This is a genomic window from candidate division KSB1 bacterium (genome assembly GCA_034521575.1).
Taxonomy (GTDB): domain Bacteria; phylum Zhuqueibacterota; class Zhuqueibacteria; order Residuimicrobiales; family Krinioviventaceae; genus JAXHMJ01.
Window position 1 is genome coordinate 1,981,281 of sequence record JAXHMJ010000005.1, and the last position, 17,700, is coordinate 1,998,980.

Consider the following 17,700-nt stretch of genomic DNA (forward strand, 5'->3'; position numbering starts at 1 on the left):
TGGTATTTTTTCCTGCCAACCGGGAATGCAGATTGACTGTAAACCCGGGCCAGATAAAAGCTGAAACACCTGGACTCGAGTCATAAATTGACAGGTTTCAAAGCTGTCAAATATTAAAAACACAAATATTCTTCCCGGAAAAGCCAGAACAGCATGACGGCCTTTCGTTAAAGATATCAACGGAGGCTGAACGTCAAAAGTCGCATATTTTTTTTATCGAAAACAGTAAGCTGGGAACCTGAGCCATAACCGTCAACTGAAACAGAATAGAACAGATGTTGCCTGTCACGGGAATCAACGACCGTATCCAGATAATGTCCCTGAGAGTCAATAAGATGCACCCCGTTCAGATCCGCAACATAAACAAGAGTTTTCCGATAACAAAGTTGACCGTTAAATTCCACGCCGGATGGGTCAACGGAAACAGCAAGCCGCGTGGGAAAGATAAAACGCGCCATACCACCGACACGGTTATTTTGGCCGTACTCGCCGATACTTTGAAGTAAATTATAATGGTCATCCGTAATCAAAACCCGATGATTACCGAGATCTGTGATATACACCTTTCCCGAATCGTCGACATAAACGCCTTCGGGACTGTTCAAATAATTTCGCTCTTCATCACCCCATTTTATTTCAATATTTCTCCCCTGGGAATACGCTTGCTCAGGTGAACACAGCCTTATTTCATTATTTTTGGAATGAACCACTAAGACTTGAGAGAGCTCCTTAAGCGCATAATCGCGCAAATAAACCGTCGTATCAATATCATGGTACAAGCGGGTATTATCACCCAGGGCAGCGGCTTTCTTTTTGGTAAAATAATTATGGTCCTCTCGTGTGACAGAAACCCGGGATTCATCATTTTTTACAAAATCATATATTGGTGACAAAACAGCATACACGGTATCTACACCGGGGTTCACAAAATGATGTTCCAGAATATAAGGATAGTGATCTTCATCTCTGACAATTATGGTTTTCACCGAATTGATATCAACTTTATCCTTGGAAAACGTCTTGTTTTCACCACGGGAAAGTATTTCACCGTTTAATTGCACCTGACAATCAACCAGAATATTTCCGTCTGAATCAAGAGCAAACAACTCCAGGCCTGAAACAATATCGCCTTGTTGTTCATCGAAAAGCCCCACCCCCTCGAAAACACCTTCCCTGTAAAATTGTGAGCTTTCCAGAATATGAACAGACGGATAAAGTTCGCGTTTCGGCAAGCCAAAACGTCTCAAACATTGTATGCTCTGGCGAGCCTTTTTGTCCCTGATATAATCAGAATCAGCGAGTTTTTCGTAATTCATAACCGCATCGTCAGTCATAAGCCAATTGTCCGGGAATTGCACTGTATAATCAATCGACTCGGCGACACCGCTTCCGACTCTGTCCAGTGCGGCCTGAGATTTCCTGTACCAATACTTTGCTTCAATGGTATTCTGACTGGTTACGTTCATCACGGCTTTATAGCATGCTCTTGCTTTTTTATTGTCTAATCTTTCCCGATAGATCTCGCCAAGATAAAACAGTGCTCTTGCACTGTTTTCATCGCGAACCAGAGTTTGCAGAATGCGTTGAGATTCGGCGTAGCGCTCTGCGAAAAACAGAGCCCGGCTCCGAATATATTCCGCTTCTTTCTGGTAAACTCCGCTTACACCGGTTAGTATATCCGCAGATTCTTGATAAAGGCTTTGCGTTTCTGTCGGATTCGGAGCAATTTCTGCTTCAAGAGATTTTGTAATTCCTTTGTAAAACTGCGTCTCATTGCTATACGAATCTTCCGAAACTCTGAAAAGCACATTGAGGATATCCAGGTAATCCTGACGTTGTTCTCCGGTAACTCCCGACGCTGAGGGAAGCAGCTCCTTAACCAGCTGTAAGGCTCTTTGAATATCAGTCCCCAGAACATCCGTGTAAATTTTGCTGGCTTTTCTGTCAACCGGCCCGCTACCAGCGACAATTCTGAAAATGGAATTTTTGCGTTTCAATTCCTGAACTTTATCATAAATCGCACGGATTGTAAAGGACGTGGTATCAATATCCCGGGCCAATTGAGCTAACTGTTTAGGATTGTTATGGTTTTTTTCAAAACGGGACAAAAAAATACGGTATGTTGCATCTTCATAGAGGAATTTTTGCCGAAGGTTGATTGGTTCAGAGACATGTGTTAGAAAATTTTGAAACGCGGCCTGCTCCTTGCCTTCGTTTAAAATATACTTTAAAAATCCTGCCCAATAGTAGGATTCCCGGGTACTATCACTTGAACGGGTGTAATAACCATTCGACCCAATCAGTCTTATCAAATTTTCAACAGACTGATAGTCAGCATGGTAGCGGTTTCCCATGCGGAATATTTTTTCCTGTTCATATTGTCGAGACTCGAGATTATCAAGCGTAAGCTCAAACTCCTGCACATCTTCCGCCTGAATATCAATCAGCAATTTGTTCAATAAAGTCATGGCATGAGAATAATCCTTAATTTCTACATTTTCATCAAACGTACCTGACAATTGCTGATATGCTGTTTGATTAAAGTTCAACGTGGCATTGTTTTCATCCTCGATTCCGGAATATAACTTGCCGGTATAAAATGCAATATCCATCAACCGGAGTTGCGCGGCAAATTCCAAATCCTCCTCGAGATTTTTTTGTAACAGTTCCTGCAGCAATATTCCGGCGTGTTCAAGAGCTTCAAGATTGTCATTAATATTAAAATCATCCCCGATTGAATTGGCAAACATGTTATATCGGTTGAGTATGGACTTGCGCAGCTCACACTCTGATGCCATATAGAGGGCCTTGGCGGCATCCTTTCCGGAATCCCGGTAATTCAAAAAATAGTCAATTGCCTGCTCCAGATACTTTACACTGTTTTCCGGATCAAGTTCAGCAAGGCGATAACAGCTCCAGCCGGCTTTATACAGGGCATTTTCAGCATATTCGGTATAGTTTGTCTGGATATCGGCACGTTTTCTGCATTCAAGAAAATCAGCCAGCGCCCGTTGAAACAAGGTAATTGATTCATTGGACAGACCCAGGTTATACCGCGCTTCCCCCCTAAAGTAAAGCGCTACACCCTGTTGACTGGGCGGCGCTGCATCTATCCACTGATTGATTTCATCAATAGCAGCGTCGTAATCTCCGCGATTAAACGTCTGCATGGCTCCGGACTGGACAAAATCTTGGGCGTATATATTGGGTAACAAGGCCCAAACAAAGCAAAAGGATATCAGTATTAAAAGTCTGTTTCTATTCATAATTTCCTCTGTATCCAACCATTAATCATTAATATATCCGATGTGGATATTATCATTGATAATATAATATAATAATCCATTATCAATCTGGATATTTACCGCAAAACCGGAGCTGCGCTCCAGACCCCGCAAATCGATGGTCAATTCAGCACCGATAGAACCCACATTAAAGAAAAATTCGATATTTCCGGTCTTGTATCGGGTATATACCCAGGTTTTCATAACCTTTTCAAGATAATCACCGGCCGCAGGATACCTGCATCGCGCAAGCTCATAATGTTCAAATTGCCAGACTCGTCGATATATCCCTTTACGCGAATCTGAGCTGTCGCATCAATTTCCCGCAATGAACTCCAATCAACAGGAGTGATACCGGCGGCGCGGGTATTTATTTCGAACTGTTTGGTCCGGCGTGGTGGTCCGGATATTACAAGGCCCTGGGTACCGGGCCGTTCTGGGATATCCAGGTCAGGCATATTTTGCTCACCTCTTAAAAACGCGATCTCTTGCCTGGCAGGACAAAATAACGAACAGATCAAAACAATGACTATCACAGCAACAATGGTCCAGAAAACAATTTTTTTCACGAGATTATACAAATAGGTTCTTTTGCTCCTGCTGTCTCTGTATTCTATATTGGCAATCATAACCGTCTACCGCAGATTCATGAAATAATAACAGGATAATCAGATTTTACTTTAATTAACGCCCTGTTTCACGGAAAGTTATAACCAGATTATTTTGGAAAATCCCGTCCTGATTTTGGGTCTGAACCGTTTGAATATCGGCTTTGCGCACATCACTAAAAGAGCCTTCTACACATCCGTATTCGATCTCGTTCACTTTGGAAATCTTTTGAATAATATCAATAACATGATAGTAGGGCATCTGTTCCGGACAACGGATCAAAAAAAAGTACTCTACGGATGTGCTCTGTGCACGTTTGATAATATCTTCAACATTCTGCATCAACTCGGATTTATCAAAAAAACGAGACTGGAAATAATCGATGATCTTTGTTTGCACTTGTTCGCTGGGCAGGTACCCGTAATCATTTATAATTTGATCCACGCGATCAGCCGCAGTAGGGTCAATAAAATAGTATCCTTGTAATGTTTCCTGTCCATAGAGCTGAATCAACACTTGAGCCCGTCCCATCTGATTCTGTGGAAGCGGCACGGATACATTGGCTTCGCCTTTTTCCATTTTTACAACAATATTGGTAACGGCAAAAAAGATTACCAGGATAAATGCCATATCAATGAGTGAAGTCCACTGTGGTTTGCGTCTTTTTCTTTCAATAGATCTAAATGCCAAAAATTTTCTCCTTCAGCTTAGGATGTCAAAACCCGGAAACTAAGCATGTGAACGGGATTTACAGAAGGATCATCAGTAATTTCATTGCATAAATTGAAAAAATAATTAATTAATCCAAATTCGGTATTTCTTACTGCACGGACCTCAATAGGGGTCATCCCCATGGAGGGATCTATCATGTTGGTTATATACCTTGTTAAATTGGATTCAATCGTAGCTGCCGACCTGTTCGGTCTATCTTTCCGAATCGTCTTCAAAAATGCAGGAACATCGCGGATTTCAGCGTAATATTGTGAATCCGGGGGTTGAGCACGCAATTGCCGGTTAATTTCATCAATGGCCTGTTTTTCCGTCCTCGATCTGTCAGAATCAGGCCAGAGAAAATAGATTGCTTTGCCCCCTTGCTCATCCAGATTGACAATATGGATAAGCAGGGTCTCTAAAACAGAATCATTTAGAGGAGAAATCTGTTCCTGGGTGCGGGGCAGATCAAGATCAGACGGAGGTGCCGGAGTTTTTTCCTCTTTGCCAGCAGTAGTCAATGTACACAGAAAGAAAACGAGCAGAAGAAAAACCACATCAACAAGCGTTGGCAATTCTATTTGAGCATTATAGGTGGTCCTGTATTTTTCTTTTCGCATTATAGTGAATAATGTCCTTGTTTACAATCGCTCGGTAATCGGCACAAAAATAGCCTGCCATTTCCCATAGATCCAGTCCAAAACATTTTTGTAATAATAATAAATCAGTGTCAGCAGAATTCCGGTCAATAAACCAAAGATTGTCGTGTAAAGAGCTTCAAAAATACCATCAGCCAACTGGCGGATCAACTCCATGTGCTCGACATCAGGAGGTAAAGACTCGATCTTTTGGAAAATATTTGAAAGACCGCTAACCGTTCCCAATAGACCCAACAACGGAGCCACGGTTCCGAGATTCCACAGCCAATCCAAAAATGATTTTTCCGTCAACTTGTTAATTTCCGTATAGGATCGACTCTCGATGGCGCGATCAACTTCTTCAGAGACTTTGTCCCATTGATACCCGTTAATCCGATGGTTTTCCAAACCCGCTGAAAATATTTTCACGGTCGGGTATTTTAAAAGCGGTTTTGCCTTTTTATTGAAAAGATCGTTTTCGATTTCTTCCCAGGTTATCAGTAATTTGTTCCCGCTCGTTGATTTGAACCGATATTCCTGTTCGATCTCAATACCGTTGCTCATCAGATCGCCAAAATCAGCGTTTTCCCCAAAATAGGTATTAATGTCCTTGATGATTTTTTGTTTTTGTTCTTCTGTGACGCGTTTGGGATCCATATTAATAATTTCGCGCAACACATTGATGGCGGGAATACCCTTGTCGCGAAAATCATTATAACATGCCTGATTCAGTTGTGTCAGGCCGCCGGTTCCTTTACGGACAATTTCATTGGTGCGCTCCATAATTTTCTTCCAGGCCTCAATTAAAAACAAAAACCGGGGAGAAATATAATTTTCAAAATAGCGGTCCTTGTTTATCGGTAGCCGAATAAGACTCTCTCTCTTGAACGGAAACACAAGCCGAAATTTCAAGTTTTTCCGACAACGAAACCAGAAAATATAAAACACGCCGGCCACGAAAAATAAAAGAATGATGGTAAACGATATTTTTCCAACCGGTGTGGAATCATCGCTGTAAATCCGTTCCCACACAGTGGTTTTCCGCCCCGGTTCACGGGCAGAAGATACATCGCCAGCCTGAGAGCCGCCTCTTGATTTTTGGATATTGGAACTGGCGATGGTTTTATTATTGTCGTCTAAAGCTTCGACTTTGAAAAAATAATCTTTATGCGTTTCCTGATCCGCGATCGTATGGCGGGTTGTATCGCCGACTGAAGCAATCTGGAGAATATCATCGGACTCTCTGCCCCCTAACACATAAACCCTGAAACTAAAGGGGGTGACATTGCTCACCTCCTGATTTCCTTCCATTAAAGACCAATCTATCTGAAAATCACAGGCTTTCAACTGGCCAAACAGATTCTTCTCATAATTTGTCGGGGTGACACTGTTTATACGAACAAAATAATCCTGTGCCACTGCTGTCGATATCATTATGAACAACAGCAGGAGTATATTCATTTTCAAGTTAATCCCCAGCACCTTCACCATGCACCTCCTGATTCATTAGCCAATACCATTCAAATTCTTGGGCGTTTTATTCCTAAACCATTAATTACAGTCATTGCGTTATTCTGCCTAAAAGTTTTTCGATCTGTTCAACAGATTCATCCACGAGATTCGAGGCCGGATAATATCGCTGAATATTATAATAAGCATTTAAGGCTTCTTTTTCCATCCCCAATTTTTCATAACATTGTGCGATCAGAAATTCTGCATCGTCCGATAGTCGAACAGCGTCAAGTTCAGGATTATTGAAAAAAGTGAATCTTGAATAGTAACGATTCAACTGAACATTAAACTGATTAGTGACCTGATTTAATTGGACGACGGCCTTTTCGAATTCACCGTTATCAAAATAAACAGAACCCTGCAAAAACAGAGAAAGCGCCTTTAAACTTTCAAGATTGTTCGGATTCTTGTCAACAGACTGCTGCAAGTGAGAAACAGCCAGGTCATGGCGTCCCTGAATAAAATAGACGGTACCCAGCAAATACAACGACTTGTAATCAGGATTTTCAATTCGCTGCAACTGTTCGGTCGATTTCAAATAATCGCCGCTTATCATGGCACACTCGCTATATCTTCTGATATCCTGTTCTGTGAATTTCACAGACTGTTTCTCAAGGGCCAGCTCATATTCCTGCACCGCCATTCCGGCCGATTCTCCGGCCTTTGAAAATCGGTTGTTTTCCACAGCGGCTCTAACCGAGGTGTATAATTCATTGGCCAGGCTCAAACCACCGATTAATCGAAAATATCGTGTTGCATTTTTAGAGTCAAGGGTTGTGCCCAGATTTTCAGCCGCAATCTCCACATGATCATTCGGATACCGGGCCAATATTTGCAGATACTTTTCCTTTTCCGCCGTCAGTTGCTCAAGAAAAAATTCGTCATCATAACGGGTGCCAAAATCCAAAGTCAGGAACAAACGAATATCATTTTTCAGAACATCTGTGGGCTTTAAAGCAAAAGCCATATCAACATTTAATTTTACATTATCCGTGGCATCAAATGCAAGCCCGGCGCCAAAACTCGGCGCCTGTGACTTTGTGTTATAGCCCGCCCGTAATTTAGGGACAATGCCCTTGTTGTTCCAGGGAAATACAGCCTCAAATCCGCCGTAATGATTGTTCAAGTGACCGTGGTCTGTGCCTATACTTTCATAATCGTAAAGCGTGTTCAAAACCCATTGATCAAATGTAAACCGGTAACTCAAACCGGTCCGAAGGGAAAATGGAAATTCATCTTTTTGATTCTCGCTGAATCCAACGCGGGGGGTGATGATATTTTTCAATGAAATGCCGAACTGGAGCGGCAGCAAATATTTTAAGGGAAGTTTCAATAGAAACGGATTAATTAATTTTACCGTAGCGCCCACATCGGTTCCAAAGCCCCATCCCTGATCCGAAGTATAATTGGGAAACGCCTGATTCACAAGATTGAAATTCACACCATAGTTCACAATCCCCCAGGTGCTGACATACTCTCTGGCCACGGACAGCATAAAAGCCTGTTCGTACACATCAAAAGACCCCATGTTTCGATTATGGACATCCCGCTGATCAAAACCAGTCATTGCAAGATTAACCCAGCCCAATCCGACGGATGTATTTTGATCAATCACACGCGGCAGAGCGGCGCCCATAAAGGTATAGCGGGTGTCATAAAAAAGATTAGAGTACATGGATGTGAGTTCAGTTTGCTGTACGGTCATCAAACCAGCCGGATTCCAATAGACAGCACTGGCATCATCTGCCAAAGCTGTAAAGGCTCCGCCTGTGCCCAACGCTCTGGGACCGACCCCATAACGCAAAAACTCTCCGGGATAACCGGCGTTTCCTTCCCCGGACCATGTCTGAGTGCTCTGCAAAGTCATCAGGCACAGCACGACAGCAAAAGTGTATTTTATTTTGCGCATATATTCCAAACCCGGTTTCTCATGCATTCCGTTTTACTTTTTAAATACGGCAATTTTTCTAATATATTTTTCATTTCCATTCAGAGACTTGATCACACAGATATAGCCGCCATTTGCGACAATATCACCACGTTCATTTCTTCCGTCCCAGACAAGCCCCTCGCCTCCATCATTCAACCGGTTATCAGCCATCGTTTCCCACAGCGCCACCCGGTTCCCAAAGGCATCAAGAATGGTCACTTTGAGTTTAGAGGGTTCTTTTAAAGACAAGTAGAACGTTGTTGCTTCCTGCTCCGGATTGAACGGATTTGGGATAATTGGTAAAAACCTCTTCCTCATCCGGCCCCACCATAACACGAACCGGATATTCATCACTGGCATGATCTATCTCCGTCCGAATACGCTCAATTGAAGCATTTTGATCGATATCCGCTTTGTCCAGAATATAAATACTCAGCAGATGAGCTCCTTGTTCCTGAATAAGCGGGATACTGTAACTGCCGGTCGAGTCCGCGAAATCGTATCCGGTTTCCTCAATCGGTATAAAATGAGCGATACTGTCGGGCTGTGCCATTTCAAAAGCAAGTTTTTCGATGATCCAGAGTCCTGCCAATTCACCCGGAGATTGATCCCAGGCCCTGAATGAAAACTGATAAGAATCAGACAGCTTTACGGCTTTAGGTCCATTAAAAGCGTGCAATACAGGCGGCTGCACGTCATAAATAATCGAATTTCCGGTATCAAATTGTTTTCCGGAACGATTTTTAACCTGAACATACAAATTATATTGTTTTATCAATGCCGAGGTTTGAAAAGAATGCTCAGAGACAATAAACTTTTTGTTTTGATTTAGATATTCAAAAGACTGTTGCTGCAAACTGTCCGGATGTACAGCAAATCGAATGGAATCAATCTCTCCGCCTAAAATTTCCACAAGCGCAATGACGGTTTTTTCGTCTGTGAACTCACTATCAATCCGATCAGGCACATCAGGGATCCCGTTTTCTGAGGTGATCTGATTTTGATATTCAGAGCGGTCAAACAGTGTCAATGCGATTTCAGGCGGAGTCTGCAGACGGATATAGACGCTATCGATTCCAGCATTCCCCGCAGAATCCACGGCCGCGAGATGCCACATTCCGCTTTCTGTCACATCAATAACACTGCTTGATGCAAATGAGACTTGATTCAGAGTATCTGTATCGAAATTCATCGCACTGACAGAATCAAAATCAGAATCAGTTGATGCGATCAGACGATCCATGGTTTTCGGATATTCACAGCTGATATCGACAGAAAGCCTGAAATTCATGCCGGATACAAACAACGTATCAGCAGAGCTTTGCACATTCAGTCCGAGTGTCTGGTCTAAAAAGCGGACGTTCGGCGTGCTGTTATCGGACCAGTTTCCAGCCTTGTCACGAACCCGAATATTACAGGTGAGTGTTTCAAAATTTCCGGAAACAGGTTTGAATTTCAAACGACAATCCTGCTGAAATTCAAGATACAGCCGGCACGTCTGTCCATGATCCGTTCAGCTGAATGAATTCAATTTGATTTGACAACGCCATTGAATCCACATCATTATCAGTCACACTCGAACTCAGCAAGACCGCCAAACTGTCCGAAAACCCGGTGCGGGCAGCAAAGGGCTGGTCATTCAGATCAGATAAACTGGATTGGGGCGCTGCCGGAGGCGTGGAATCATAAACAATAGAATCCCGGGTGATATCACTGGTATAGTCATTATTCAGGACCACTTTGGCAAGCACACTATATGTGCTGTCTGAGTGCAGTTCAGGATACAAATCTTGCAAATCAATCAAAAACTGATTATGTTCGGAATTCACATCCCAGACCACCACATCGGTCTGCGCATCGTTATAAAAATAAAAAGAGTCTGCTTTGGACATGTCAAAATTCATATTGATAATACTGATATTGACACGCTCTTCATTGGTATATCCGGGCTGGGCCTTGTTTTTCTGCGATGTATCGGACAAGGTGATATCAAATCGTGGAATCACCGGGATTGTTTCAAAAATGGGAAGAGTTTCATTTCCTGCGGAATCAACGCATGACACCGTAAACTCGCCGTTACCGGTGGGAACAAAAATCTCTACATCCGCATCCACTGCCATTTTCTGCCTTTGAAACAACAACAGCGAATCATTAACAATGATCCGGGACAGATCCTGGATCTGATCTAAAAGCCCTTGAAAACGAATGCCAACCCTATCTGCACCGGTTGAGGACGTATCTCCGCTGGAAATATCAAATGCGATAACCCGGGAGGCCTGCAGTTCAGCAACCCGGTTGTCATATTTTATAGTATCAGTTGCGGCAGCAGAAACATTGCCGGCAAAATCGCTGACTTTATAGGAAAGCGTCCACTGCCGATTATCTGTATCAGGCAGGGAATCGGAAAATACCAAGCTTTGCAATTCACGACAGTACGGAACCGGTTCCAGCCGCTTGATTTTAAAGAGATCGTCATCTGCGGATTCCAGCGTCACATTCACAATTCTTTCATTGGTCCATCCTGTGAACGCGCCATTGCGTTGATCCACCTGAAAGGGATTGGCATCCGATACGACTGTATTAAGCTCAAAAATCATATTATCAAAAATGAGAGAACGCGTTATAGCGGGAATCTGTTCATTCATGGCGCTGTCCAACGCGGTGACCCTAAATTGAATCGTTGAACCGGATTCGGGAATCTTTCCCAAATCAAAGAGCACACTATCCCGATCAAAAGGCAGCACAGATTCCTGACCAGCCGAGGTAATCCGCAAATAACTGCCTGCGTTGTCTTTGAATGAAAAGTCATAAAGAAGGACCCAAATGGAATCCGTGTACCCGGGTTGGGGAGCAAAACATATATTTTTGTGGATATCAAGATCACTGACGGTGAATGCGGTCAACTCGGGGGCGTAAAGATCAAATATAACAGGTCGATTCCGCACAGACCGGTTTCCCGCCCTGTCAGAAACGCTAATTCCAAAAGAATCCTTGACATCCATGTCCGAACGCACACGCACGGTAAAGGTCAACGTATCTGTTAAAGCCGGAACATCTGACGGCAGAATAATTGAAATCTGGTCCGGTTGAATCTGCCCCAATCGCGCGGTCAAAGATTGCACATCAATTCCGGAGAGCGGATCGAACACATCGACCACAATTTCCACATAACCGTCCGCAGTGGTGTCCTGACCGGTGTATGTCCGTTCCTCAAAAAATATTTCCGGCGCCTTCGTGTCAATGTTGACGCGAATCGAATCAAGTTTATCCGCCGTATTTCCCTGTAGAATCCAATTGGCGGCACGCGCCTCCCCCGCTCCATGTGATATATGTGAATACGATGCATCCCGTCCGCGCAAATAAAAAGTTCTGGAATCTCCGTTGGACAATTCAACAGGCAGGGTGCCGCTTACCTTCGTGGTCTCTACCGTTCCATCGGGAACCTCAATAAACGTCGAACAGACCTCCAGTCCGGCAGTGTCCCAAATACAAGCGCGGTAGATACCGGCGTCATCGGCCAGTGTATAATTGATTTGAAATTGCGTTTGATTGAACCAGTTCCCCGCCAGAGAATCAACACCATCGATAAGAAATGACTCGGACGTCGGCAGTGTGCGGTCCTGGGTGGAATAGACGCTTTGCTGACTCCAGCCTCCGGCACGCGGCCCCTCTTGCAAAGAAGCCCAGAGCCGGGCCCGATAATAAATCTTTTGTTGAGCAGGCAACGCATTCGCATTCAAATCCCGGCCAAAATAAACCAGAGAGTCGGCATAGGCAGACGGAAAGGCGTCATGTCCGTCAAACGTGCGCTCAAAATCATCGGTCAGCGAAGCCTGCACTTCAACAATGCAGTGATTCAAGGATATCTGCTCATCCCGGATCATCAGCGGACCCTGCAGTTGATCCCAGTAAACCACATTCCTGTTCCCGGTGGTGTATTCAGGCTCTGCCAGCATGGTCAGGACAGGAATATCGGGGTCGGCGCTGACAATTTGTTCAGATTCAATAGCCCGGATGATCGACTCATAAACCGCCTGTTCCACTTCCGGCGGTCTTTGGGGTTCCGCGAACACACCTTGAAACCCGACAATCAGTGCAAACAGAAATAATGTTATAAAAGTCTGATATTTGGTTTTCATAATTAATTTCATTCCATCAGATTCCTGGAAAGCTTATTTGATTAGCAGCATTTTGCCGAGTTTCTGCTGTGTTTTGTCGTCAGAGCTTAGCTGAACCCTGAAATAATAAATTCCGCTGGCCACCGGGTTGCCGAAACTGTCTTTGCCGTACCAGTGCGCAGCATGCATGCCTTTTTCACGGTAGGCGTTGACGAGCGTTTTGACCTTTCGGCCCTGAACATTATAAATATCCACATTCACATGACCTGCGGCTTCCAGGTTAAAGGTAATCCGGGTCCCGGAATTGAAAGGATTGGGGTAATTTCCAAATGCATTTTCATCTGTTGACAATTGAGTGGCTGCTAAATCTGAATCAGGGATTTGTAAAGTCTTAATTATCGTATCAGATACCGCCCATAAACTATTTATTGTATTGTTCAAAAACATATTGACTCTAACCGTAAAACTACCCTCTTCCTTTAAAGGAATTGGCACGGTAATTTCAGGTCCTAATGTATCCGCATTCCAGCTTTGCAAGGGCTTTGTCTGGTCATTTTGCTTCAAATCGATCTGTACAACTTTTTGCTGATACATATCCAGATTAAAATTGGATAAATCTATAATTAAAAGCTCAAAATCACGAGTAGTATATCTAACACCATTTACAATTCTTTCCCAATTAAGCCATTTTACGGCAGGAGATGTTTTTGCTGCAACAACAATTTCATGATCCGTTTGTGTGTAATCAAAAACATGATCCACTTTATCAACAGACCCTATACGATAAACCAACTTGCCTTGATAATCAAATTCATCGACATAAAAAGTATCAAGACCCGTATCAGCAATTTTGGAAAAACAGCTGTCTGGTTCATACTGTTTCTTGCGATATACTATATAGTTATCCAAGCCGCTTTCATCATCCTCCGTTGCCCCCCATCTTAAACGAACCCATCCTTGAGTCATGTCATCGTTATAGAAAATTTCTTCAGTTGAAAGTGAGGGAATATCTTTCGGGGGATAACAATCCGGTATAATAGAAAGAGATTCCGAGTCTGCACTCTCATTATTTTCAAAATCCCGGAAATTAGCAGACACTCTGTAGGGTAGATTATTAATATTTTCAATAATAATAGAGCCACCATTGGTTAAATCAAAATTATAATCTGATTGTTCTGGAAAGTCCAGCCATGGACTGTAAAAATTTTTCTGGCCTGAATTGATTAAAGAATCACGGATAACCCTGTATCTAACCGACTTTGGAGTGCTCGTAAAATTTTGCTTTATATAGGAAGCTTCAAGAGGCAAAACAGCTGTTGTGTCTGTACATTGTACATAATGAAATGAATCAGCAATAAATACAATTGTGCGACTTGTATCTACGCTTAATTTCGGAGGGGGTAAAATCTTGGGCAAAATTTGGGGGGCGGGAGAAAGTTTTGAATTTCCAGCTTTGTCAAATGCAACAATAGAGTATTTGTAATTTTCATTTGAATTATAATTAAATAAAGTGTCCTCGTAAAAAACCTTCTCGGTAACAGCATCATACATAATCTTTGCAACTATCTCACTCCCTCTGTCAGTTGACCTGATAAGATTATAATAATTTACACCAGAGACACTGTCTTTTGCATGTTTCCATAATAATTGTACCAAAACAGGTTCTTGCCACTTTGTACGCAATGTATCCAAATTTACATCAGAGGGAGGAGAGGCATCCTGTGTTGTAGAGGTGGTATCAGAACGTAAAATATATCCATTATCGTCTTCCACTTTAATAAAATATTGATATTGTTTCGCATCAAGCAATCGAATAAACTCAGCCGTATAGGATGTATCATCGCCAGTCTTGTAAATATTACCGGATTCAATATATGCATCACTCAAAAGAGGATTGAAAGCTACAACTCGTAGATTCTCACTCTGTTCAGATATTATAAACTTGATAGAATTTGACGTCCCTTTTGTAAATTCGGGTTCAGGATAGATATGTGGCGGAGAAATCAATTGGAATTCATTAAATTGAATTGAATCTTCACCTACAGATCTAATATAAATAAAATTTGATTCGCCTTTTTTTAATAAATGTAGTCCATGATCAATATATTCATCCGAATCAGAAACCGTGCCGTTAGAGCTCGAAACATAATACACTTTTTCATTATTAATAAATAATCTATACCCCACTGGGTTTTGGGGGCGATCAACATTTTTGGCTTTTATTTTTAGCCGATAATACCCCGTATAAATTACATCTTTTAAAACAAGCTGGTTTGTTTTTTTACGAGGTTCAAGCTTAATATCCATAGGAAAAGACAACACCTTTGGATAACTATTATGACTGGTATCAAGCCTTAAAGTATCAAAGGTAGATTTTGCCAATGGAGATTTGTCAGAAAAATAGGAAGGTTTCTCTTTTTCAGATTCATGTGAATCACTCAATTCTTTAGTTTGACCACGAATTACAAATGAATAATTAAAAAATAAAAGTATTAAAACGATATATAATGAAAAAAAGATACTTTTCATTAGTTAGGCCTTTTATATTAATAATATAACTAAAGTATTTATTAATGATGCATATTTTAAATATATAATAATTTATGATAAACGCGTAAAACACTTTAAAGTTTCTACATATCACCATTGAAATGAAATGCAACACAGTAGCAATTCTAAAATATTAGTAATTAGATAATTAAAATGCAAGACATTTTAATCTACGTTCTCTACATCGATTAAAAACTATAAAAAGTTAATCCTTTCAGGGCACAATCACTTTTAAAGCATTCGGATTTATAGTAACTTTAATTTTCGTGCCGCCGTCACGGGTTTCGCCATCAAAGTGGAACGGGCCGGGCTTTTCGCGTAATATTGTCACCTCTTTCGCCTGATAGCGCGAATATTTCTGAATTTTTTCGATACCTCCCAGAAACAATCGGGGCAGATTAAATAATGTATACCAAAACCCGGCGCGGTGGACAGCACAAATATCAAGCAATCCATCATCCAGCTCTGCCTCAGGTGAGATAATAGCGCCGCCTCCCCAGCCCTTCAAGTTGGCAATGGTGACAAAGAGAGCCGGCACCGCAATTTCGTGATGATCAAACTTTAGTGTAAAGACTTCATGTTTATAGCGAAAAAACTCACGAATGCCGATCGTAAAATAAGGCAGCAATCCCCGGACCTGTTGATCGTTAAACTCTTTACCGATAGAGGCATCCAGTCCCACTCCGGTTACAATAAAAAAAGCATTCCCGTTTACATTGCCCGCATCCATGGTCCGAATTCTTCCGTTAATCAGTGTTTTAACAGCGCGCACGGGGCCCAGCGGAATAGAAAGCCCGCGCGCCAAACCGTTCCCCGAGCCTAATGGAATAATCCCCAGGGCTGTATCGGAATAAAGCAGTGCAGAGCCGATTTCATTTGTGGTACCGTCTCCACCGACAGAAACCACAGCATCAAATCCGAGTTCCACCGCTTCTTTGGCCAATTCATGAGCATGTCCGGCATAACGGGTATCATGAAATTCGTACTCGAACGGTGCATCCATCAAGGAAAGTTCCAGAGTTTTACGAATCAGAAACGGTGATTTCAGGAAACCGGAACGAGGATTATTCACAATTCTCACTTTTTTTAAATCCAAGGGCCTTTACCTTTCTTTTTCGCCTGAAATATCATCATTCCACTGGAATAGTTATAAGGAGACTTGTCAAAATCACTCCAGACTTTTTGGGTCTCGAATCCGCACAATCGCAATAACGCTTCAACTTCATAACGGAACATATATCTATACTTCATGATAGCGCTTCGGCTTTCTTCACTGCCAAGCTGAACATATTCATTGCGTATGCTAAGCTGTTGAACCACCGGATCATGTGAAACGTCAATCCTGATCTTTATATTTTCATCCGGATCTGCAAGATCCTCCGGAGACAACTCTTCATGCCATTCTTTTTGAGCCATAACCTGATACAAAGGCACAAACAAATCAAAAACCAGCAAACCGCCGGGATCAAGGTGCCGGGCAATGCACTGAAGCGCCGCAATCTGGTCATCCTGGGTCAGATTATGCAGCAGCGCCCGAAACGGAACAATACAACAGGGAAAGGTTCGGTTCAGATTGAAATCCCGCATGTCCGCCTGGATAAATACGGGGGCTTTCAATCCCGTTGTTTGCGCCGCCTTTTCTTTTGCGATCTCTAACATACGAAACGAATTATCAATTCCGGTAACCGAAACGCCATGTTCTGCAAGGTACAGCGCAATTCGCCCCGTGCCCGCACCGACTTCCAACACGGATTTAAACGTTTTGCCGTAAGACAAATAAAATGAAAAATCATTATCTTTCAGCCCATATTCCAAGTCATAGTACAGAGAAAAGCTGTCATAAACGGCGTTCATGGCTATGTCCTACTTAAAAGCCCAGTTCGTTCGAGTCCAGCAGGATCGTCACCGGGCCGTCATTGTGAATGGTTACCTGCATGTATTCTCCAAAACGTCCGGTCACAACCGGCAGTCCGAATTCACGGATTCGTTCGACTATGAGTTCATACAGGGGGCGTGCTATATCCGGTGACGCGGCATGGGCAAAACCGGGACGCCGGCCTTTGCGGCAGTCTGCATATAAAGTGAACTGTGAAATAGCCAAAATTTCAGCCCGGACGTCCAGACTCGACAAATTCATTTTTCCGTCGTGATCTTTAAATATCCGCAGGTTGACCAACTTTTCCACCATTTTATCGATCGGAGCCTCCGTATCTCCGGCAGCAATCCCGATCAACACCACCAGACCGGGACCTATAGACTTGACCCGTTTATCCTGGATATCTACAGCCCCGCAGCTTACACGTTGGATCAATAGTCTCATATCTTTCTTTTTCCTGTTTCAACCATCC

Annotated in this window: 14 protein-coding genes; all 14 read right to left on the reverse strand. The window is 42.6% G+C overall.

Features of this window, described 5'->3' with window-relative positions; all coding sequences use genetic code 11:
• Positions 1 to 176 precede the first annotated feature (176 nt).
• The 14 genes from U5R06_21855 to dtd all read right to left on the reverse strand — a co-directional run bounded on the left by U5R06_21855 (position 177) and on the right by dtd (position 17,672).
• Positions 177 to 3,266 (reverse strand): hypothetical protein, encoded by a 3,090-nt coding sequence (locus U5R06_21855; GenBank protein ID MDZ7725389.1) that lies wholly within the window; start codon positions 3,264 to 3,266, stop codon positions 177 to 179.
• Positions 3,267 to 3,287: 21 nt separating this feature from the next.
• On the reverse strand, positions 3,288 to 3,488 hold the full coding sequence (locus U5R06_21860) for a hypothetical protein (protein ID MDZ7725390.1): 201 nt from the start codon (positions 3,486 to 3,488) through the stop codon (positions 3,288 to 3,290).
• Positions 3,485 to 3,742 carry a hypothetical protein gene (locus tag U5R06_21865; protein ID MDZ7725391.1) on the reverse strand — a complete coding sequence of 86 codons (258 nt, stop codon included), beginning with the start codon at positions 3,740 to 3,742 and terminating at the stop codon, positions 3,485 to 3,487. Before U5R06_21865 ends, U5R06_21860 begins: the two co-directional genes overlap by 4 nt.
• Positions 3,743 to 3,968: 226 nt before the next feature.
• Positions 3,969 to 4,583 carry a biopolymer transporter ExbD gene (locus U5R06_21870; GenBank protein MDZ7725392.1) on the reverse strand — a complete coding sequence of 205 codons (615 nt, stop codon included), beginning with the start codon at positions 4,581 to 4,583 and terminating at the stop codon, positions 3,969 to 3,971.
• Between the two features lie 17 nt (positions 4,584 to 4,600).
• The gene (locus U5R06_21875; protein ID MDZ7725393.1) at positions 4,601 to 5,224 is read right to left on the reverse strand and encodes a biopolymer transporter ExbD; all 624 of its coding nucleotides are present in this window, start codon (positions 5,222 to 5,224) and stop codon (positions 4,601 to 4,603) included.
• A 21-nt stretch (positions 5,225 to 5,245) separates the two neighbouring features.
• Complete coding sequence (locus tag U5R06_21880) at positions 5,246 to 6,733, reverse strand: MotA/TolQ/ExbB proton channel family protein (protein MDZ7725394.1); 1,488 nt, start codon at positions 6,731 to 6,733, stop codon at positions 5,246 to 5,248.
• A gap of 70 nt (positions 6,734 to 6,803) precedes the next feature.
• A complete protein-coding gene (locus U5R06_21885) occupies positions 6,804 to 8,663 on the reverse strand; it encodes a tetratricopeptide repeat protein (GenBank protein ID MDZ7725395.1) in 1,860 nt (619 codons plus the stop codon).
• Positions 8,664 to 8,696: 33 nt separating this feature from the next.
• Positions 8,697 to 8,933 carry a hypothetical protein gene (locus U5R06_21890; GenBank protein ID MDZ7725396.1) on the reverse strand — a complete coding sequence of 79 codons (237 nt, stop codon included), beginning with the start codon at positions 8,931 to 8,933 and terminating at the stop codon, positions 8,697 to 8,699.
• Positions 8,911 to 10,143, reverse strand: coding sequence for a hypothetical protein (locus U5R06_21895; GenBank protein ID MDZ7725397.1), 1,233 nt, complete (start codon positions 10,141 to 10,143; stop codon positions 8,911 to 8,913). Before U5R06_21895 ends, U5R06_21890 begins: the two co-directional genes overlap by 23 nt.
• Before the next feature lie 19 nt (positions 10,144 to 10,162).
• Entirely contained in the window at positions 10,163 to 12,823 is a 2,661-nt protein-coding gene (locus U5R06_21900; GenBank protein MDZ7725398.1) for a hypothetical protein, read from the reverse strand.
• 33 nt (positions 12,824 to 12,856) lie between these two features.
• On the reverse strand, positions 12,857 to 15,331 hold the full coding sequence (locus tag U5R06_21905) for a FlgD immunoglobulin-like domain containing protein (protein MDZ7725399.1): 2,475 nt from the start codon (positions 15,329 to 15,331) through the stop codon (positions 12,857 to 12,859).
• 235 nt (positions 15,332 to 15,566) lie between these two features.
• Positions 15,567 to 16,424, reverse strand: coding sequence for a YegS/Rv2252/BmrU family lipid kinase (locus tag U5R06_21910; protein MDZ7725400.1), 858 nt, complete (start codon positions 16,422 to 16,424; stop codon positions 15,567 to 15,569).
• Positions 16,425 to 16,438: 14 nt separating this feature from the next.
• The gene (locus U5R06_21915; GenBank protein MDZ7725401.1) at positions 16,439 to 17,206 is read right to left on the reverse strand and encodes a class I SAM-dependent methyltransferase; all 768 of its coding nucleotides are present in this window, start codon (positions 17,204 to 17,206) and stop codon (positions 16,439 to 16,441) included.
• Between the two features lie 13 nt (positions 17,207 to 17,219).
• Complete coding sequence (dtd, locus tag U5R06_21920) at positions 17,220 to 17,672, reverse strand: D-aminoacyl-tRNA deacylase (protein MDZ7725402.1); 453 nt, start codon at positions 17,670 to 17,672, stop codon at positions 17,220 to 17,222.
• Between the last annotated feature and the right edge of the window lie 28 nt (positions 17,673 to 17,700).